Below are 20,654 nucleotides of genomic sequence, written 5' to 3'. Positions count from 1 at the left end.
TGGATAGTGGCCGCTGTGTTGAGCGCTCTCGCTCGCCCCCGCTGGGGGCGAGGCGAAGGCGCGAGCGAGAGCGCAGAGACGTCACTGTCGGTCGTTGTGCCGAGGCCCCCGCGATGTTGTAGCATCGCGGGCGTCAGCGCGTAAGCGCCTTCAGAGAATACTGCAATGTCGAGTCAGAACGCGAGTCAGAAGGTTGTTTCGGTGGATGAACAGTTTGGCGACGGCGAGCGCGAGACGGTCGATGAGGACGGCTTCACGGTGGTGGCGGAGACGCCGGCGTTCCAGGCCACGGTCCAAGCGGAGACGCAGGCGAAGGTCGACGCGAACCACCCGGACGGAATCGCGGACGCGAGTCAGGAGCGGATTCCCGGTGTGACACTTGCACAAGAGGAACGCATCAAGGCGCGCGAAGCAGAGTTGGAGCGGATCAGCGCACAGGCAGAACTCGGAGGGCAGGAGGAGCGTGCCGAGCGGACGCGTGACGTCGCGGCCGAACGGAGTGCCGCGTGGACCAGGGAGTTCGAGCGGCGGGCCGCCAGCGTGGACCAGTCGCTGAGTCCCGACAACGATCCTCGCGAGAGGCTCTCGCAGGCGGAACTCGGGGCGGTGAACGAGCAAGCCTCCAGGTTGGCGGACGAGCTCGATGGGTGGTCGCGGGCGGCGATCAGCCGGCGGCTCGCCCAGGCGGTGCGTGATGGTGCGGACATTCCCAGTGCCGTCCTCGACGTGAAAGACGCACTCGAGGCCGCACCCGGACAGATCATCCCCATCGATCGGGTTGGGGACGTCGATCGGCAGGAGGTGAGTGTTCGCGGACGCGTGAAGACGCTCTGGACGCCCTCGAGTGCAAAGATCGCCCAAGTCGGCCTCCTCGAAGATGACTCTGGGACGGTCAAGTTCACGGTCTGGGAGAAGAGCGCGCAACCAGCAGTCGCCGAAGGCGAGACCGTGTGCATTCGGGGGGCTGCCCGAAGCTGGTACCAAGGCCGGGTATCCGTCACCTGCACTGGCTGGACCACCATCAACTTCCCTGAGCGCGGCCGCTACTGGGAGTAGCACGACCAGGTAGCCTCTTTCTTTTTGTCTGCCGGACCAGACCCAATCCCCACCGCCCCACCCTCCGCTCCGTGCTTGCTCCCACACGGGTCGCTGCGCGCGCAGCCACGACCGAGTGCTACGAGAGATAGATGGTATTTGAAGAACAGTATAGAACTCAGAGAAGAGAGTATCTATTTTGCGCCCGAACGGGCGCGACGCTACGTCAGCATCGTGAGTCATGACGGCAGCGAAGATAACCATTCATACGTGTGACTCTTAGGTGAATGGTTCGGAACACAGAGACGACCAGGCGGAGATATCTGAAGAGACCAGTGGCGTATTATTAATGGTTGTAGACAAACGAGGGCGATTTAGCCAAACCTCCCACAATAATCCGGTTGACGGGTGGTGGTTCAAGAAGTGAGCCAAAAATCGAACATGTCACATTAGATGGCGTGACATTACTTAGCGCAGTCGATGTTAATCTTTATGTGAGTGGTGTGGTAGATTCAGGACTATGGAAACGGATGCGGCAGCCGTGGACTTGTTCTGTGGTGTCGGGGGACTTACTCACGGGCTAGAACGAGCTGGAGTCCCCGTGTCTGCAGGGGTCGAATTGAATCCCGATTGCCGGCACGCATATGAGTTGAACAACACTGCCGAATTCGTAAATCGTAATGTCTCGGATATGAACGGTGGAGATGTTGAATCTCTCTATCCCGACGGGGCTGCGAAAATTCTATCTGGGTGCGCTCCATGCCAACCCTTCTCGAATTTGAACAACGGTGCTGACGTCTCTGAACGAGACGACTACACCCTCCTCACGAAGTTCGGTGACATCGTAGAGGACATCAGACCCGCAGTCGTCTCAATGGAGAACGTCCCCGAAGTAACGAACGAACCCGTCTACTCTGACTTCATGAATACGTTATTTCGAGAGGGGTATCAGATGTGGTTCGACACTGTAGAGTGTCCCGCATATGGAATCCCACAACGTCGTCGTCGGTTCGTCCTCCTCGCGTCAAGGCTCGGCGACATCTCACTCAAAGACCCGACACACGCTCCGATGGACTACCCGACGGTGCGCGATGCCATCGGAGACCTACCCGAAGTGGAAGCCGGCGAGACGCACGAATCGGATCCACTTCATCAATCACGAACGCTCGTAGACCGAAATCTCGAACGTATCCGTCAGTCGAAACCCGGCGGAACGTGGCGCGACTGGAATCCCGACATCCGTCTCGACTGCCACAAGAAAGAGAGCGGCCAATCCTTCGACTCCGTTTATGGTCGCATGGAGTGGGATGCCCCCTCGCCGACCGTGACGACGCAGTTCTATAACTACGGAAGCGGACGTTTCGGCCACCCGGAACAGGATCGGGCACTCTCACTACGGGAGGGGGCGATACTGCAGACCTTTCCCGAAGACTACGAGTTCGTCGCGAATGGTGATAGCGTGGAGTTCAAGACCATCGGGAAGTTCGTAGGGAACGCCGTGCCAGTCAGGCTAGCTGAGGTCGTTGGACAGAGTATCGTCTCGCATCTGGAGGAACACGATGTCGCAGCCTGATCAGCCGACGGAGGTAGTTGACGAGGAGGAGACACCGTACGAGATGTCTCTTAGTCTTAACGTTCTCAATCATCTCGGGCTAAATCTCTACAGCAACGTTCCAGCAGTCCTCTCGGAAGCGGTCGCTAACGCCTGGGACGCCGATGCCGAGAATGTCTCCGTAGACATTGACGCAGACGAAGGGCGGGTAACAATCGTAGACGACGGACACGGGATGGACGCACACGACGTGAATAATCGCTATCTCCACGTCGGTTACCAGCGTCGCCAAGACGAGGAGCGTCCAAATCGGACACCGGAACACAACCGACCGGTGATGGGCCGGAAGGGTATCGGGAAACTCTCACTCCTGTCGATCGCGGAGACAGTCAAGGTCTACACGATCAAAGACGGTGACGAGAATGCCTTCCGAATGGACGTCGGAGAAATTGAGGACGCGATCGGCTCCGAAGAGGTAGGCGCAGCATCCGAGAAGCGCACGTACACCCCGACGGTACTCAACGACTTCCCGGACGACCTCAACAGTGGTACGAAGATCGTCCTTGAGGACCTCACGAAGCGCGTCCATACGACCGAGAGCGCACTCCGGAAACGGCTAGCGCGCCGGTTCAGTATCCTCGACTCGGAGTTCAACTTCTCGGTGAGTATCAACGGTGAAGAGGTCACCGCCACCGATCGAGACTACTTCCACAAACTTCAGTTCCTCTGGACGTTTGAGGACGATGAGTACGTCGAACACTGCCGCGAGTCGAGACTCGAAGGCCACGAGCCACGCAGCGGTGAGACCGAAGACGGTCATCGGATCCACGGTTGGATCGGCACGGTGGAGAAACCGAACGACCTCGTCGAAGACTACCCAGGCGAGGGCGCTAGTTCGGACGACCTGAACAAGGTCTCGCTCATGATCCGTGGCCGGATGGCGAAGCCAGACCTCCTAGAGAGCTTCAACGACAGTCGGATGTTCACGAAGTATCTCGTCGGCGAGATCCACGCCGACTTCCTTGACGACGACGACGCTGAGGACATCGCGACTTCGAACCGCGAGGACGTCGTTAAGGAGGACCCACGGTACCAGGACTTGCTCAGCTGGCTCCGTGTCGAGCTCAACCACATCGCTGGTCGATGGAACGACCTACGGAACCAACAGGGGTCGCAGGAAGCACGGCAGATCAGTGCTATCGATATGTGGTACCAGAGTCTGGAGCCGAACAATCGCGAGCGTGCGAAGAAGTTGTTCGGGAAGATCAACCAGATGACCGTCGATGACGAAGACGAGCGGCGGGAGTTGTTCAAGCACGGGGTACTCGCCTTCGAGAACCTGAAGTACGAAGAAAATCTCCGCGACTTGGAGACGCTTGACGACGCGAGCGATCGTACCGTCCGCCGGGTTCTCTCCGACCTTGACGATATCGAGTCTTCGCAGTACCACCAGATGGCGAAACATCGGAAGCACGTCGCCGGCGAGTTCGCGAGACGTACTCGGCAGCAGGGTGTAGATGAGGAACTATACGGACACCTCGTCGACCATCCGTGGCTCCTCGATCCGTCGTGGGAACGAGCACCGATCGACGACGACGTCCGCGACGCCGTGGAGAAACGCCTCGAAGAAGGAACGCCCGTCGCGGCGGAAGAAGACGAGAGAGGAGCGCACTTTCGGTGCGTCCGGACGGCGACCGGATACGCGCTCGTGAGTCTCCGCCATCCGACGGAGCCCGCACAGAACGAGCTGCTCGAAGTCGTCGACGTGTACCGGGTCGCCCTCAAGACAGTCCTCAAAGAGGCTGACCGACCCGAGCGAGACCCGACGGTCGTGTTCGTCGTCCCAGAGATGGATACCTGGGACGACCTCGAAGGGCTCCTATCACGGAACGGTGTCGTCGTCCGACGATACTCCGACCTCTTGGAACAGACTGCCTCTATGTACGACCAGCACGTCGAACGCGATCGTGACGCGGGACGCGTCTCGCGTCTCATCAACGACATAGAGACCGGCGACGTGTTCAACTGACCCCGAGGGTGGCGTGAGGCTCACCATCACCGAAAACCCGCGATCCAACACGCGGCACTATTCTGACGGAATCCTGTATCCGATGACCGCGATATCTTCTACGTGTAACACACTTCTTATGAACCTCATGCAGTTCATAGCCTCATTGAATAGGTCGTTATTACCCGATCCCCAATTTACCGGGACGACAAGGCACCCAAACTCAATCTTCTTACGGTTATTCTCGTGAGTCTTCCCACCTCTGATGAATTTCAGAACGTCGTCACTCACGCGCTTCCGCTGGCTCTTCTCAATCTCAATCGCAATCCGTTCGTCTGTGTTGTATAGGTCGACACTGTGATCGAAATCCGGACACCACAATTTGCACCGCGGGTTTCTTCCAGTCCTCGCGTCCTGTTCGAAGTGATAGTCGGGCAGTCCGTGCGCTATGTGTCGGTCTAAGTCCTCGTCACTATCTTTTTCGAGTATGTGGATCGGTGCCTCTTCGACGGAGGAAAGTATGCGCTCGTATTGGTCCTCTGGGAACGAACGGGAGGTCTTCGTATCTCGAATCTCCTGATTTAGAAACCCCTCTTTCACGACTTTGACCATGTCCTCCCCTCACGACGAGTCATCGTAATACTTTGCCACCCTTCGAGAGACACACGTCAGACTCGTACATCCCTCACCGAGCCAGACTATATGTACTATGGCGGGAGAATCGTCTGTTAGTGGACCGAGAGACGATACGACGCTTCCGGAACGACCTACTCACGTGGGCCGACGAGAATCTACGAGAGTACCCGTGACGAGACACGGACGCGACGTTCTACGAGGTCTTCGTCGCAGAGTTCTTCCTGACGCAGACGCCAGCCGACAACGTCAATCGGCTGTTCCCCGAGTTCGTCGAACGGTACCCATCGCTAGCCGCGATCAAGGAGACCGACGAGGAAACACTCGCAGCGGCTATAGAGTCGATCGGATTCCACAACATGCGAGCGGCGTCGCTGAAACAGATCGCCGCGGAGTACGATTCGTTGCCGAGAGACCCGGACGAGCTTATGGAACTCCCCGGTGTCGGTCCGTACGTCGCGAACGCGACGGTGTGCTTCGCGTGTGGTGAGGCACTCCCCGTCCTGGACAGGAACGTCAAACGGATCTACGGACGCGTATTCGGTGCGCGGTGGCCAGATACGCCGTCAGACCAGGAGGCGTTCGCTCACGATCTACTTCCTGAGGACGAAGCACGGACGTACAATCTCGCACTCCTCGACTTCGGGGCAGCCGTCTGTACCGGCGACCCACGGTGTGAGATTTGCTTCGCACCAGAATACTGTACCTACTATGCAGCTGCCCGCCGATAGAATCCTCTAAGGATATCCTGAGGCCAAGTCGTATCTCAGGCGACGCACTCTTACTGGTGGTGGTGCAAAGAGAGACTAACGTGATCGCTACGGGTCTGACGACGAGGTGGTCACAGTCACTGCGACTGTGGACGGACGATCTACGTCGTCTGCGGGAACGTCTACGTGTCTCCTCACCCTCTCGAGATACGACTCACGAGAGTCGGCAGTATACCCCCGTATCGGTCGTCGGAGAGAGCATCTAACCATGTCATCATACGATTCTGGCCCAGACCGACAGATCCTCCACATCTTCGCCGATCACGGAACCGAGGCAGAGGTATTACAGGATTTCGGTACCGTGACGCGATACACGCTCAATCCGAGGGCGTACGACCACAGCCACGTGATTCGGGGAGACGCATCGGATCCTGAGAAACTACCTTTCGAATACGGGACGTTCGATCTCGTAGTCGCCCACCCACCTTGCACGGCGTGGAGTGATATGCCGAGTGCGAACAAGGACGGCGACGCTCCTGAACTCATAGACGAAGCACGCGAGATCGGACGGCGCTACGGTACGCACTACATCATTGAGAACAAGCCGACGGCACCATTGAAGGAACACAAGAAGACAGTCCTCGAAGGGCGCATGTTTGGGCTCCCCATCCGATACGAGCGGGCGTTCGAGACGTCGTTCCCGGTCAACCAACCACCGACGATCGGGCACCTCGGGAGCAAAACCGAGACCTCTCCCTTCTTCTACAGTGAACGGTCTCCAGAGTGGTGGGCAGCAGCGAAAGGGTATCCGACGGGCAAGTATCCGAAGGAACACATGGCGAAGAACTGCATCCCTGCACCGTTCGTCCGACACCTCGTCCGCGCGTGGCTCACCGCTACCGACGCTACACAGGGTGTTCGGGACTACACTAACTACGACGCCGAGATGGACGAACGTCGGTCGCGGATGGAGAACGCCGACCTAGCGGATTTCTCGAACCAATAGGCGAGGCTATTCGGTCGCCTCCTTAACGTCCTCTCGAATCCCCTGGATCATCGGCACGAGTTCGTCTTGAGTTCTGGCCTCCAGGGGCACTGTCGAACCCGCGCGTCGGAATCGTTTCACAGTACCGTCGATGATGTCGTTAGACACGAACGACCCATTCTCTTCGTCGTAGAGTACGTCAAGGAGGGCGAGGGCCGCTGGCTTGTAGCGCCCGAGCTGGATGTCGAACACCCGGAAGCAGAACCGTCGGCTCCTAAACGCACGACGAGTGTTCGTATAGTCGTCCCCCTCGTGGGTGAGCTCGGCGATCCACCAGAGACGCTCAAAGGTACTGGAGTTCGAGTCCAGCGCGGCACCGTAGGTCCAGAACTTCTTCTTCATCCCCGTCTTGCTCTCGTACTTCCACCGATGACGGACGAACCACGGATAGTATTTCATCGCGAGAGCGTTCCAGATTCCCGAGTCGCTCGCCGCAGCGCGGGATAGGTCGATCTCCTCGTGGACCGCCTTCGCAGCCTTCGTGTCCATCTCGCCCGTGTACTTCGAGTACTCGTCGACGATATCCTGCAGCCGGTCACCGAGAGAGTCTAAGTCGGCAGTGTAATCGGTCTCGTGGGTGTATCGGCTCAGGTCGTCCTCGTTAAGCCACTTCGATCCCTCCTCACCACGGAGGAATCCGGGGTCGTCTTCGAGAAGTGTCCGTGCTCCGGAGTCAAGTCGTGTAAGTCGGTCTTCGCTCATCAGTCGGTCAATCCCTGGATATGTTTCATGTAGCAGGTCGCCGGATCAAGGACACTCTGGACGGCGTCTTCGACCCGTCTCGTCGCGTCTACGGGTGCTTTGGTCAGGTCTTCTTGCAGACGCTCGGCAGCTTTCTCCGGTGTCAGGTCGTCGTAGAGTTCATCGTGGAGATCCTCGAATACTGCTGCTTGCCATTCGGGGTCCCACTCGTCGGTGTCGGCGTCGTACTCAATCGCCGCGATGGTGACGAGACGCGTCCACACCGGCGACATGACTTGGTTCCACACGAGATCGCGCGTGAGGCGGTCGTACTGGCTCCCGCCGTCACCTGCCATCAGACTCGCGACCTGTGTGTGGTCGTCGTTGACCCACACGATCGGCTGCCCCGGATCACTCTCTAGGTCAAGGTAGTGGAGACGGTCCTCCGGTGGGAACCGACTATCCTCTCCCTCTTCACTGAATGTTCGTGTTCGGACTTCCAGGAGGCCCTCGTCACCCGCGTTGTCGTCCTCGAAGTCGACGCGTCCACGCGGACCGTCGGCCACGAATACACCCGCTTCCGTGGCGTACTCGTCGCCTGCATCCGTGTCCGTCGTCCGGACGAGGAGGGGACGGAGGTCGAGGGACCCTGCGACGGAGTCCGACGACAATTCGACGTCGCGAGTGTACGTGCCTGACCGAATGGGCTCGTCTTCGACGACGATCCCTTCCCGGAGATACGTCGTACGGCAGTGTGCGGCGACGACGAGCATTCCGGGGATGTCGTCGAACTCTGGGAAGACCTTCCCAAGTAGACCGTCGGGGATGCGGATCTCGATGCGGAGGTGGAGCGTATCCCACCCTCGGTACTCGTCGAGGTCCAAGTAGTGTGGTTGCTCGGGCTCCGTGAACGACCCGTCGTCTACGGCGAACTGGTCGATCCGGAACTCTAGTGAGTCCGGTTCACACCGGTACGGGAACGTCCGATAGGTAAGATTCTTGTTGAGGCGGATCTCTCGCACGGTCACTCACCCTCCTCAACGTGGATCGTGCCGTCCGTGATCTTGAACTTCGTCTCACCGACGTCCCCGAGCCTGGGGTCGGTGTCTCGGAACCGCTCGGATTCGATCGTGAATCGGATCTCATCCACTGCAGAGTCGACTATCACCTCTGCCTCGCCGTCGGAGATAGAGTACGTCGCATCGGGAGACCCACGGAGGTCCACGTCGGCGATCGGTATCTCGTCGGCTTCGCTGTTGTCCTCGTACATCGCCTTCAGACCGATGGTGACCGACCAATCGACGACGTCGCCGACGCCCTCGTCGGGACCGACGACACCACGGAAGACCCAGTGGTCGTGGACGACCTCCGAGTCGACAGTGTAGTCGAAGGGGCTCGGAATAGACGGTGTTCCCTCGCGTTCCGAGCGACCGCGGGAACTCCGTGTACGTGGGAGTATCGACCGACCTGGATTCAGCGTCTCTCCACCTTCGTCCTCGTGACCGTAGAGTAAGTCCGAGAGGTATTCGCGGAGAAGGCCCGTCTTAAGCTTCCTAACGCACTTCACGCTGCCGTCCTCGTAGGCTCCTTTCAATTCGTCGTTGTTCTTCCCGTACCACTCGTCGTGAGCCGGTGGTTCGGCCATTGCGAGGAACTCCTCGATAGCCCGGTCTGCTGGCGTCGGGTCCTCGTTGGGCCCAGAGCGGGCGTTCCCGCAGGCTAGCACGGCGTGGAACTTCCCGGAGAAACCGAGGTGGTGAGCCGGTTTGTACTTCACCACCATTCCCGAGCCTCGAAACATCGCGATGTCGCCAATGCGTTCCTCCTCGTCGGGGTACGCTCGCCGGACCGCGAGCGAGATCTGCCCTTCGGACGGCGTCTGTTCCTTCCGCTTACTCCGGATCTCGTACGGAAATTCGAGACTAGCGACTTGTCCTGGGCCGCCGAGTGTCTTGGGTGCGTCCGTCCGGCCCTCGTAGCACTTGATGAACGGGGCGACAGAGTCAAAGTCCTCAATCGTGTCGGAGTCAACCGTCCGCTCGTCACCCTCCATGTCGAGATGGACTTCGAGGTCACCTTGGCTGATAGCCGGCCAGAAGTACTCTGCAGCGGTCTCCTCAAACGTATCTGCGATCTCCGGCGGATTCGGCTGGTCAGACATCGATGGGTCAGAGGGGTCACGGAACCCGACGATTGCCGTACTCGTTCCGGAGACGTCCGGACGCGAGAGACAAAGACGGCTCGCGAGATCGCGTGCGGGGCCGTCCCAGACCGATTCGGGCCGTTGCAAGTCGTCGTCGTCGAACCCGGTTGGAGATCCAAACCAGCCTTCGTTCTCGTGCCACGCTCCGTCCGGAGTCTCGTGGGTAGGGATGAACGATCGACCGATGAACCGGGGGGACTCCTGTCCGGGCGCTTCGTCGGCTAGCACCGAGTTGAACAAGACCGTCTGAAGTCCAGATGCGACCCAGAGGACCGAACTCCCAAGGCCGTGACGACCGGCAGTCTCTCCAGTCTTGTTGCTACTACCGGGGTCCCGAACGAGGGCGGTGTAGTCCGTCCCGGGGGAGATTTCGTCTCCCTGTATGCCGGTCGTGTTCTCCTCTTCAACGACGAGGACGCGGAAAGAGCCTCCGTCGTCGAGGTATTCGAGGTACTCTTCGAGGCCAGGCCCGTTCTGTTCCTTCGCCGCACCGCGGACGTGCGTCAGTAGGTCGTCCCAGCGGATAGCATCACGGAATTCTTCGTCGTCGGTGAGATCAACTAGCCGGAACGTGACTCGGACGGGGTCGTCGTTGTTGAGACCAGCGTCGTTGACGTTCTGGAGCACCTCCCTGACGAACGTATCGAGGCTCCGGTCCAGGGTCTTCTTCTGGAGGAGCCCTGGGCTGTGAGACCGACCCGCCGGTTGCTCCTCGAAGAACCAGCGGTCGGGTAGTGTAGACTCCGTTCCCATACGTCGTTTCTAACGTATCATCTTACAGCAGGTACATAAATGTGTCAATCGTGGTGTTTCGGTGATTCGCCACGGTGGTGGCGTAGACGTGGCACTAATCGAGAGAATGGTCATGCGACGATCTTCACGAGGGCGTCTTCTGAGTTCGTGACGACAGTATACGAGTCGAAATGAAAGCGGTCTTCACCGCTTCGCGGTACGCTCCTCTACGAGTTGCTCTCCTTCCGCAGTCGGGACTATCAGCTTGTCCTCGTTACGCTCGTAGTACTCGCGCAGGTGCGTCGACAAGTACTGGTAGACCTCGGAACCGGAGTCGTATCCCCACAGGTCAGCTAGCTCCCGGTTCTTCGTCGGTGCGTGTTCCACCAATTGAGCTAGTCGGTGGAGCTCTTCGTCGTCTATGCTATCGCTCTCGACTATCGCTTCCCTGCGACTGGAACTGCTAGTGGTGTCCGTACTAGGCTCGCTCTCCGATTCTTCGTCTTCTGATGTCTCTACATCGGCCACGTCGGAAGTCACGTCGTCTGTCGCGTCTCCCCAGTCAGGGACCGGATACGGCTCTGCATTCGATCCCGACGTGGCGACGTTCAACCGCTGGCGATACTCGCGAGCGTGTCTAGCCACAGTCCCTTCCCACCGTCCGTCGTAAGTATACACTACGACCTCGGTCGCGCGTGGGTGGAAGTAGAACCCCGCGTACTGGGGACGTTGCGGACCTGTGAAGACGAGCCGATGGCAAGGAGGTGTGTCCCGGATCGAGTCTGGATCAAGCAGTACGACGTTCGATCCGATCGCGTCTGTGGAGAACCCACGCTCCACTAACGCCTCCTGGAGGACGTGGGACCAACTCTTTCGTGGACAGAAGACTCCGAGGCGGTAGCCTCTATCGAGCGCATCCGTGACTTCCTCACAGACGCGCTCGAAGAGTGGGTTCTCTTCTCGGAGGGCCGAGTCGATTTCGGAGAGAGCCTTGTGCGCAGCGAATACGTGTGCCGGTGCTTGGAGGTCGTCTATCTTCCCTCCGTACGTCTCCAAGTCGTCAAGTACGGCGTCTGTCGTATCCGGGACGAACCGCTTTCCGGCGTCCCACTCGTCTCGAATCCAATCGTTGTACCGTTCCACGGGCACGGGAAGTCGCTCGTAGAACATCTCGTTCGAGTAGACCTTGTGACCTGCTCGATCAACGCCACTATCGAGTAACTCTTCGAATCTCTCGGTCGCGAGCTCAAACCAACGGGATAGATCACCACTATCGACCGGCGTGACGGCCATCGTGGGTTCTCGGAGGAGGCCGAGCTGGTCGGTAGTGATCGGTGATGTCGGGCTCCCGGACGAGTCGTTCGTGTACTTTGTCGTCCGTAACCCGGACGTCGTCCGCCCGACCTGTGGATCGTACGCTCCCATCACATCCCCAATGTCCGAGATCGATGGGAATGTCTCCTCGTTCTCAAAGAAGGCGGGAGGAGCGTATCGGGGGACACCATCCCGTTCGTTCTTCGTAAAGACACTCCCGATGGAAACGATCGGGACGTTCGGGAACCGCTCACGGACACGTTCAATGGTCTCCTCGTCTATGCCCGGCTTCCTTGACGTGTAATCCACGACTATGGCCGTGAGGTTAGGTATCGCGGAGAGTTCGCCATTATCCTTCGTCAGGATGAGGTGACGATCAAGCAACGCCCCGGACGACGTCTTCATCTCACCGCCGTGAACGTAGCCGTGAGAGAACACTCGATTGAGGGGTATGACGTCTTCACTTGGGACGGGATCGGTCGATAGGCCGTATCCACGGTACGCGTCTCGGATCTCTCCTTTCTGACCCCACTGGATCGAACTTCCAGAGGTCAACAATGCGACGTTTGACCTCGGTCGGGCGTGGTAGAGGAGTTCGATCGCTGCCTGGAGAGAGACGTCGGGATCAAACCCAGGGTAGAGGATTGAGGCGGAGCGACCATTATCAACGCGCTCAACTAACTCTTCGAGCGTCCGTAACTCTAATTCGCTAACGATGGGTTCACGCCACTTACCGTCTGCCATCAAGCGACGGAGACCGATACCGCGTTCAGTAGTCGTCCGGAAGAGGGACGGAGAGTCGACTCGAACTGCGCTCGCTTCGTTAGCACCGAAGGTCTTTCGTCGTGCCTCCTTGACGCGTGCTAGTACGACGTTCTTTTCATCAGTTCCGGGAATCTGGATCCGGTATCCACCAGCGATCATCCGAGGCGTTACGTCACCACGGAATCCCTCAGTGATACCGAGGACGTAGTCGCCAGACGACAGCTCACCGGCAGGTGCTAGAATCGATTCGACCATAGATCGATCCATCGAGACTGCCGGCGGTTCTATCTCAGGTCTGTATCGCTGGTCTACTACTCGTCCTTCTCCTAGCCCCCAGATTTCGACGAGTAGCGATTCACCAACGACCGACTCGGGGAGAGGGCCGAGCCGGAGCGGGCTGGCATCGCTCGATTCATGGTGACCGATGCCACGGGCGTCTACTCGATCGACCGAAACCCGTTGAATCGGGGGGTCTCCACCAGTCATCCCTCTGGAGATGCCGAACCTTCTGTTCGAACACACCGGAGTAGTCCTCTCTCCTCGCGCTGTGTGATGACTAGACCCATACACTGCCGATTGGCTAAGGGGAGGGATAAATGTCGCGGTAGCATTCGTCTTTAGCTAAGACTAGTGAGGGTGTCATAGAACTGTTCTCATGGCTATCGACGGATTCAGCGTTACCGGCTCCAAGCCTGCTGTCTGCGGCTCTATAGAAATCACGGTCGATACGTCGAATAACGCCAACTGAGCAAGAATAGTCACTATACGGGAATAAAAACCCTATCTTTGAACGATTCTAAGAGTCGTGCACCTGGTGCACGCTCTTTTACGTCTGTTACTCTCTGAAAAGATAATGAATATGACTGTACCATGTGAAGACTTCTATGACACGCTGAAGACTAGTAGTAATATTCCAACTCTGTATTATTCCCTATAGTATTAGAAGAGCGAAACCAGGGACTGAGACGCTCTTGCTACTGAGAATAGGCAGTCCACGGCGTCTGAAAACCGTGTTTTTGCCCCGTATCGAACGTGTTGCGACGTAATTCGCCTGTGAAACGCAGCTGTTCGGTATTACTGTGAGTATTAGCTAAAGACGAATGGTCGCGGTAGATAAATATCATAAACAGGGGGTTTCCATCGTGCCCCTCCCAAAAATACAAGTCGTCGTCTTTGTTGAAATCCCTCGCTATTGACATCCAAGAGGAATGCTCTCCTGGCTGCTCACGGCCAGACCAACTGGAACCAGTACGTATACGAAACCGCGAGACGCGGAGAGGGTTTCAGCAGAGCCAAGTCGTCTATATTTAGCTCTGAATTATTCAGGACTGACGATGCAGAGCTACCCCTTTACCCCACCGAGAGATGGGGACATAATCAGGATCTGTCGACAGGCACTCTTAGAGCGGCAGTGAAACCTCCCGAGCGAAGTCGAAGACGGTGTCGAACACGCCAATCGCGACGTTAACGTTCTCACCGTGGAGTAGGACGCCCAGCTCGAAGTTCGACGAGAGGCTCGTCTCGGTCAGGTTGGCACTGCAACGTAGCAGACGTCGCGATCGGCGATCGTGACCTTGGCGTGCGTCGCGTAGGCCTGTCGCCCCGTCTCGTCACGCTCGTAGAGATCTCTAACTTCAAGGAGGTGCCGGTTCGGCGGATCGATACGGTCGTAGATCGCGTTCAACGCAGCTCGGAGCCGTTCGTCGTCGGACCTGGTCTCACGGGTGAGGATTCGGGTATCGATACCGCGGTTCGCGAGACCCGCGATGTCACCGACCGCGGATGTCTTCGGGTCAAAGTACGGATTCGCGATCCGGACGATGGTGTCCGCGTCGAACATCATCCGACGGAGGTCACTTGAGAGCGGGCGAACGGACTGCATAGCGGATTGATCGACTCCCGCCGGGAACGTCGCAGTCAGCTCGGTGTCGGCCTCGGTATCGCGCTCAAGAACTCCCACCTCCTCTAATGCAGCGCGAGCGATGCGTTGTCCTTCGAACACTCGCGCGGCGCGCTCGCAGTCAACGACGAACGAGTAGTCCGCGAACGACCGTCCACGGCTAGCCTGCTCCGCCACACCGTTCAGCACTAGTCCGGTGAATATCGATTCAGCTTCTGGTTTGGCAATCGATATCCCAGCAAACGATTCAAGGTCCTGGCGGGTGATCTCGATTCGTTCAGACGGATTCTCGGCGAAGTAGTCTCGGAGAGCGACGATGACGGGCACCGATACTCCACGAGCTACGGTGAAGTCCGGGTCGTCGTTGAACCCTCGGTCGCTCACAGACTACCTCTGGACGTCCCAGAACGGCGTGTGTTCGTCGCCACCGACCAGCAGCTCTCGGTCAAGTGCACCGTTGTAGTACTCGCACGTGAACTCACTGACGTGGAGACACGCATGGCAGGCCGCGCCCTCGTCGTCTTCGAGACACGCGGGGTCGTAGATGCACTGCGACGCGTGGTCAACCGCGTCGTCAATCCAGGGGTGAAGTCGGGTCTTGAACAACGTGAACATCCCACCGAGAGCGAAGTGTTCCATACTCTGAGCGTAGAGCACGATCGCCGGGACCGTCGGGAGTAGGAGCTCGGAGATGCTGTCGGTGTCAAGTCCACACTGTTCACTAGCCGTATTCATCAGAGCGTGGCTGCTAGAGTGGACGAGACGGTAGACGATGTTCGTGAGTTCGTCCTCAATGGGTGCGAATGGGTTCTGTGTCTGTGTGGCGTCGAAGTTGTTCAAGAACCACCGCTTCAGTTCGGTGTCGTCGTCCGTGTCAGGAGCCTCTGACGAATCCAGGTAGTCGTTCTCCACGAGCCACTCAACGATCGCCCCCCGATCAAGTTCGAGGACGATCGCCTCCGACGGGGAGCGGTCACCCCACACGGTAAGCGCGTCAAGTCCCCACGGGTGGTCAAAGGCTCGGAGCGTCGTCTCACTCGCGTCTGGCGAGTCGCGCGTGTATCCGAAGACCGTGTTCAGGAGTGGGAAGTTGTCTACGATCCACGCGTCTGTGACGTTGACTCGGTCAAGTTTCTCTCGGTAGAGCTTCGACTGCGGGTACTTCTCGACGAACTCGTCGTCGTCCACGAACGTCGAGAGTGGGCGCGGGGTCGGATGGCGGTCCTCAACGTTCTCGCGCATCGATCCGCCTTCGTACCCACGCGTTGAGCGCAAGAACGTGAAGAGTTCGTGGGCGACCACGGTGTACGCGCTCCCGACGTCCTCTCCGCGATGCTCTGCCGGTAACTCTACACGATCCCGATTTTGTGCCACGACGGTCCCCTTCGTCGGGGAGTTCCCCATCGCGATCTGGAGTGCCTGCTCCTTGTTCTCCTCAACCCACTCTCGACCGAACTGTTCGTATAGGTCCTCTAGTACGTCTTCTTCGGACTGGGTACTCGTGGCGATGTCTTCCAGTGTGACGCCACTCTCCTCTAGATCGACGTCGTCAAGGTGTGCCGCCATAAGGATACGCGTCCACTCTTCTCCGTATGGAATCGCGTCCTCGTCAACGTCCACATGTGGGATGTCGACGATGACTTCCCGCTGGGGGTAGAAGACCGACCCCGCGTTCGTCGGCTGTATCGACTGGACCCACTCGTCACAACGATCGCAGTATGCCGAGAGGTCGCCGGTCCGCTGATGGCAGATCCCACACTCGAACGACCACGTCCGCATGTCCTCGGGTACACCACGGTTGAGGCGGATATCTTGGTGGTCGTGAGCGCCACAGCCGGACGGTTTCAGCGTGAAGACCTCACCGCAGTCGTGCGTCGCCACGAAGGAGACCTGCTGGAGGTCCCCGTTGCATCCCGACCGAGTGCACCGACCGTTAGTGTACTGGAGTCCCTTTGACGTGTTTCGATATTCAACGTGATCACAGCGCTTGCAGACGAGCGTCGTCGGGAATATCTCGCCGTACACTTTCTGGGGTCGGAACACGTCGATCTGCGCGTCGTCAAGCTCCGACCACGGTGGCCGATTTCCGTTCGGGAAGCTCGACACACGTCCCTGAACGTGGTTAGCGATCCGCCGTTGGTCGACGTCCATCTCCTGGTGCTGCCACTCGTCAACCATCATGGTGATCCCGTACCGGGCGTAGTCGAACAAGTCGCCCGGCACGAAGTTCGCCAGCACCTGTGCGACACCGCGCTCCATCTCCGCATTCTCATAGCTCATTGTCTCGTATCCTCCGTCACTCGTCGGACAACATGTTCAGTAGCGGTGCCGAGTTCGGTGTGGGGTAGACTGGGATCTGCTCGTCGATATCACGAAGGCTCCGCATCGGGCCCCGGTGGTCGTCCTTCCGATCGAGGAGGAACCCGATCCAGCTCTTCTTGGGGTCAAGTGGTTTCTTCATCGCGCGCGTCCAGAGTTCGTCGAAGTAGCTCTCCACCTTCTCACGGTAGAGTTGCATGCCCGTCGTGTCGGCCCACTCCCGGTCGTAGTCCTCCGTCACGGCGTAGCACCGCAGGACCATATCCCGCATCTCCTCGCGATCAATGTCCCCGTTCCGCGCGGCTTCTTGGAGACCTTCGTGGAGGTAGACTCGGTCGTCGTACTCGTCCTCAAGGAGTTCGTCGTAGTACTGGATGATCAGGCCGGCAAAGATACCGGGAAGCGTACACTCCACGGCGAACTCGGCCCACCGTTCGAGCGGTGTCGCCTCGACGAGTAGGTCTTGATAGCGGTGATAGTGGTCGAACCGCGTGTAGTGACTGCGGTCACGTGCCCGCATCGAGTCGAAGAGGAGGAATACGCTCCCAGTGTGCTTCCGACCCACCCGCGAGTACGCCTGGATGTACTCGGCTGTGTTCCGTGGCATCCCGAAGAACGAGATGAAGTTGAACCGATCCACGTCAACGCCGTGCGAGATCATTGACGTGGCGATGACTATGTCGATCGGGCGATCCGGATCGTCAGACTCGAGACGAGCGAGGGCGTCGCGAACCACGCTCATTGGGGTCTCGCCAGTCAGTGAGACGGGTGTGAGGGCCTCGTACGGGTCTCCGTGTGACTCCAGCTGCCAGTTGATCATCGTCTTGACCGACCGCTGGAGCATGTCGCTGTTACTCTTCGAGATGTTGTACGATATCTGCGTCTCGTACTGCGTCAGCAGGTTCTCTAAGAGTTCGTCGCGTTTGTCGGGATCGTCGGGGATACCGAGTGGCCCACTCGTCGCGTCCGCTTCGAGGAGCGCCTCGTAGAGATCGTCCAGGTCGGCCTTAAACTCCTGAATTATCTGTGCGTACTCCTTGATGACCGTGTTAATCGCGAACGTCCGCGAGACGCTACGCGGGACTGCACCGACCATCTGACGACCCAGTTGGTGCGGGTCTTCGTAGGCGTAGAACGACTGCTTCAGCCGCGGACCCTGCGAGGGGAAAATCTTCGCGTCGCGCCAGTAGAGTGAGCGGACCTGTTCTTCGGCCCCAGCGATCGTCGCGGTCGCCGCGACGTACTTGGGGTTCCACTGGCTGTCGGTCACCTCACTCATCCACTCCTGAAGGAACGTCTCGTAGTGAGAGTCAAACGCACCGAATTCCTCACGGAGTAGGTGGAGTTCGTCCTGAATGAAGAGCGACGGTGGGTCAACCGGTCCGACCTCCTCTAGTGACGAGCTGTCGCACTTAACGCGGTCCGGATATCCGAACTCGTCGCACAGACATCGGTTCTCACCGGTGTATCCGTGGTCTGGGCAACGGTGCTTCACACGCCCGAAGAGGGTGCGTGCCCGACGCTGCATCCCCATGATGGCGATCTTGTCGATCGTGCTGACGACGAAAGTCGGGGCGTATCGGTAGACTTCCTCGTCGGTGATGTACACCGGCAGCTCGGCGGTTTCACCACCCTGCTGCCGGACTTCGGGACACTCCGAATTCGTACATCGATGGACGATCCGGAGGCGGCGCTCGTCTCCTGTCACTTCGACGGAGTCCTCGCCACAGTACGGACACTCAGAGACGATGAGCCAGTCCTCCTGCATCTCCTCGTCGTCCCGTGCCTTCGCGGCGTTGTTGACGTCCCCACCGTCCTCAATCACCTTGTTCGGGGTGTTGTTCTTCCCGACGAAATAGCCGACACTGAACTCCTCACCGCCGAAGTGGTCCTCCTCACGCCGGACGGTTTCGGCCTGGCAGAGGACGTTTGCGATCCGCTGGAGCTGCTGGAGGGAGAGGAGTCGGAGTGGGAACTTCGTCCATGCGGTCGTCCCGAAGTCCTTCCCTCGGAGCCGATCGTAGAACGCCGTGAAGACGACGAGCCCGAGGTAGGCTTCGGTCTTCCCCCCACCAGTCGGGAAGTAGATCACGTCGCCGATGTCTAACTGGTCGTCCACGTCGCGGCTGGGGTCGGCTTGGGCGACGATGTCCGGGACGCTCATCACGATGAAGATTATCTGGAAGAGACGCCACTCGGTGAACTCCTCGCCCATCCGGGAGAATGTCTCATTCAGCGCACGGAACGCTCTCGCAACGTCGTCGTCCTCGGCGATCAGCTCACGTCCACGCTGGAATCGTTTACGTTCGGCGACGAACTCTTCGAGAGCTTCCTCAAACTGTTCTTCCGCGTCCTCTGACTTGCCCTCAAGGACCTCGTCACGTACTTCGTCGTACTGCTCTGCTGCGCGTTCCATCTCGGTCGCGATGGTTCCGAGGACCGAGTCGATACCGTCTCCAGAGAGTTCGCCGAACGGCGCGGGGACCGTCTCACGAGACCGGTACTTCGGTTGTTCGTGTAGCGGGACGGTCGTCGTCTTAACGTGGTCTACGTCGTCGCCATCCGGCGAGTCGACCGCACAGTTCTCACCGACCGCGTAGATCTCGCCGTCGTACTGGTACTCGTCGCGGATCTCCTGGGACTCAAATGGCAGGAAGTCCACACCGTCCACGCCAACGCCGATCTGGGTGTCGAAGAGGTACGTCTGCCACTCCGCGTCGCACTCGGTTGCGTTCGCGAAGTCCTCGCCATGCGTGTTGACGAGCTGGACGGAGACCGATAGCGTGCCCTCGTCTGGACGGCGACTGCATCGGATTCGCACGTCGGCCTGCCACGGTGTCGGGACCGGCTCACCGGTAAACACGCGATCCAGATACTGGGAGAACGCGTCTTCGTCCTCTCGAGCCTCGGGGGGAACGTCGCTCTGCTCCCGATAGGACGCGCCTGGGTCGGGCTCGCAGAAGGCCCGCGGGTCGTCCTCAAACTCGCTCCGTGCGTTCGCGAGCGCGTCGTCTAGGCTCTCTGTCACCGGCTGACCATTCTCCGCCGCCTCCTTGAGGTCAGCGCCCGTGAGTTCAATCGTGGGGAGCGACGGTTCTACGCGTTCGTAGACCCCGACGAGGCTCTGCGTTCGGGCGTCCTCGGCGCTCGTACCGCCGTCAGCACGGGCGTCTTCCCGCATATCCTCTCTCTCCGCGTCTTCGGTCGCGTTCGCGAGTTCCCCGTGTTCGGTCTGCTCATCGTATTCGGGGAAGCGACGGTAGAACACCTTCGCGTCCGGAGTGATCGTGACCGTCGCGTCGTCCGCGACGTCCTCGTCTACGCGGAACTTCACCCCGAGCGTGAATGGCGCGACTTTCGCCGCGAAGTTCTGGTACGCGTCATCCTCGGCTTGCGCTTCACGATACGGATACTGGCTCGCGAGTACACCCGCAAAGAATTGCTCCTGCGGATCAATCCCGTAGACCGTCTCCTGGCCGTCACCACGCCCAGTGATCCTGTCGATCAGTCGCTGCGTGACGACCTTATTAACTGTCTGATGCCGCCGATATTCCGGGTTATCCGACACCTGATAGGCGTCGTCCGGCGGTCGGACGTATTCCGGGTCGCTGTTCGGCGGGATAGTATCGAAACGGGGAGGCACAACCTCGGATTTTCAGCCCGACTGTATAAACCTTTAGTTGAGTTGGTAATTCGCATTGAGTATGAAGTTCGGGTTCTTCTCACCGATTTACTACCGAAACACCACATATAATAG

Annotated in this window: 12 protein-coding genes and 1 pseudogene; 5 read left to right on the top strand and 8 right to left on the bottom strand. The window is 58.8% G+C overall.

Annotated features, from left to right (window positions below; all coding sequences use genetic code 11):
• Window positions 1-165 precede the first annotated feature (165 nt).
• The 3 genes from AOZ13_RS03940 to AOZ13_RS03930 all read left to right on the top strand — a co-directional run bounded on the left by AOZ13_RS03940 (window position 166) and on the right by AOZ13_RS03930 (window position 4,616).
• Window positions 166-1,056 (top strand): hypothetical protein, encoded by an 891-nt coding sequence (locus AOZ13_RS03940; protein ID WP_020220522.1) that lies wholly within the window; start codon window positions 166-168, stop codon window positions 1,054-1,056.
• Between the two features lie 499 nt (window positions 1,057-1,555).
• Window positions 1,556-2,608 (top strand): DNA cytosine methyltransferase, encoded by a 1,053-nt coding sequence (locus AOZ13_RS03935; protein WP_044956955.1) that lies wholly within the window; start codon window positions 1,556-1,558, stop codon window positions 2,606-2,608.
• Window positions 2,559-4,616: a BbrUII/HgiDII family restriction enzyme gene (locus tag AOZ13_RS03930; protein WP_199896977.1), complete on the top strand. Its 2,058-nt coding sequence runs from the start codon at window positions 2,559-2,561 to the stop codon at window positions 4,614-4,616. The genes AOZ13_RS03935 and AOZ13_RS03930 overlap by 50 nt, the downstream gene beginning before the upstream one ends.
• Before the next feature lie 57 nt (window positions 4,617-4,673).
• Here AOZ13_RS03930 and AOZ13_RS03925 read toward each other — a convergent pair whose 3' ends face one another.
• Window positions 4,674-5,207: a hypothetical protein gene (locus AOZ13_RS03925; RefSeq protein WP_020220526.1), complete on the bottom strand. Its 534-nt coding sequence runs from the start codon at window positions 5,205-5,207 to the stop codon at window positions 4,674-4,676.
• A gap of 242 nt (window positions 5,208-5,449) precedes the next feature.
• Here AOZ13_RS03925 and AOZ13_RS15615 point away from each other — a divergent pair.
• Window positions 5,450-5,959 (top strand): annotated as a pseudogene (locus AOZ13_RS15615) (hypothetical protein); the annotation flags it as partial.
• Window positions 5,960-6,344: 385 nt separating this feature from the next.
• On the top strand, window positions 6,345-6,944 hold the full coding sequence (locus AOZ13_RS03915) for a hypothetical protein (RefSeq protein WP_234402824.1): 600 nt from the start codon (window positions 6,345-6,347) through the stop codon (window positions 6,942-6,944).
• A gap of 6 nt (window positions 6,945-6,950) precedes the next feature.
• On the opposite strand, the gene AOZ13_RS03910 is transcribed toward AOZ13_RS03915, so the two are convergent.
• The 7 genes from AOZ13_RS03910 to AOZ13_RS03880 form a co-directional block, all read right to left on the bottom strand.
• Window positions 6,951-7,685 carry a DUF6339 family protein gene (locus AOZ13_RS03910; RefSeq protein ID WP_020220529.1) on the bottom strand — a complete coding sequence of 245 codons (735 nt, stop codon included), beginning with the start codon at window positions 7,683-7,685 and terminating at the stop codon, window positions 6,951-6,953.
• Window positions 7,685-8,686, bottom strand: coding sequence for a hypothetical protein (locus AOZ13_RS03905; protein ID WP_199897061.1), 1,002 nt, complete (start codon window positions 8,684-8,686; stop codon window positions 7,685-7,687). The genes AOZ13_RS03910 and AOZ13_RS03905 overlap by 1 nt, the downstream gene beginning before the upstream one ends.
• 2 nt (window positions 8,687-8,688) lie before the next feature.
• Window positions 8,689-10,620 carry a hypothetical protein gene (locus tag AOZ13_RS03900; RefSeq protein WP_020220531.1) on the bottom strand — a complete coding sequence of 644 codons (1,932 nt, stop codon included), beginning with the start codon at window positions 10,618-10,620 and terminating at the stop codon, window positions 8,689-8,691.
• 183 nt (window positions 10,621-10,803) lie between these two features.
• Entirely contained in the window at window positions 10,804-13,164 is a 2,361-nt protein-coding gene (locus AOZ13_RS03895; RefSeq protein WP_159101005.1) for a DUF5797 family protein, read from the bottom strand.
• A 1,039-nt stretch (window positions 13,165-14,203) separates the two neighbouring features.
• Window positions 14,204-14,962: a phospholipase D-like domain-containing protein gene (locus tag AOZ13_RS03890; RefSeq protein WP_021779875.1), complete on the bottom strand. Its 759-nt coding sequence runs from the start codon at window positions 14,960-14,962 to the stop codon at window positions 14,204-14,206.
• Window positions 14,963-14,965: 3 nt separating this feature from the next.
• A complete protein-coding gene (locus AOZ13_RS03885; protein ID WP_020220534.1) occupies window positions 14,966-16,858 on the bottom strand; it encodes a DUF1998 domain-containing protein in 1,893 nt (630 codons plus the stop codon).
• A gap of 16 nt (window positions 16,859-16,874) precedes the next feature.
• A complete protein-coding gene (locus AOZ13_RS03880; RefSeq protein WP_020220535.1) occupies window positions 16,875-20,540 on the bottom strand; it encodes a helicase-related protein in 3,666 nt (1,221 codons plus the stop codon).
• Between the last annotated feature and the right edge of the window lie 114 nt (window positions 20,541-20,654).

The organism is Halarchaeum acidiphilum MH1-52-1, assembly GCF_000474235.1.
Classification (GTDB): Archaea; Halobacteriota; Halobacteria; order Halobacteriales; family Halobacteriaceae; genus Halarchaeum; species Halarchaeum acidiphilum.
Note: the sequence above shows the minus strand (reverse complement) of the source record. Positions and strands in the feature narration are given on the sequence as shown.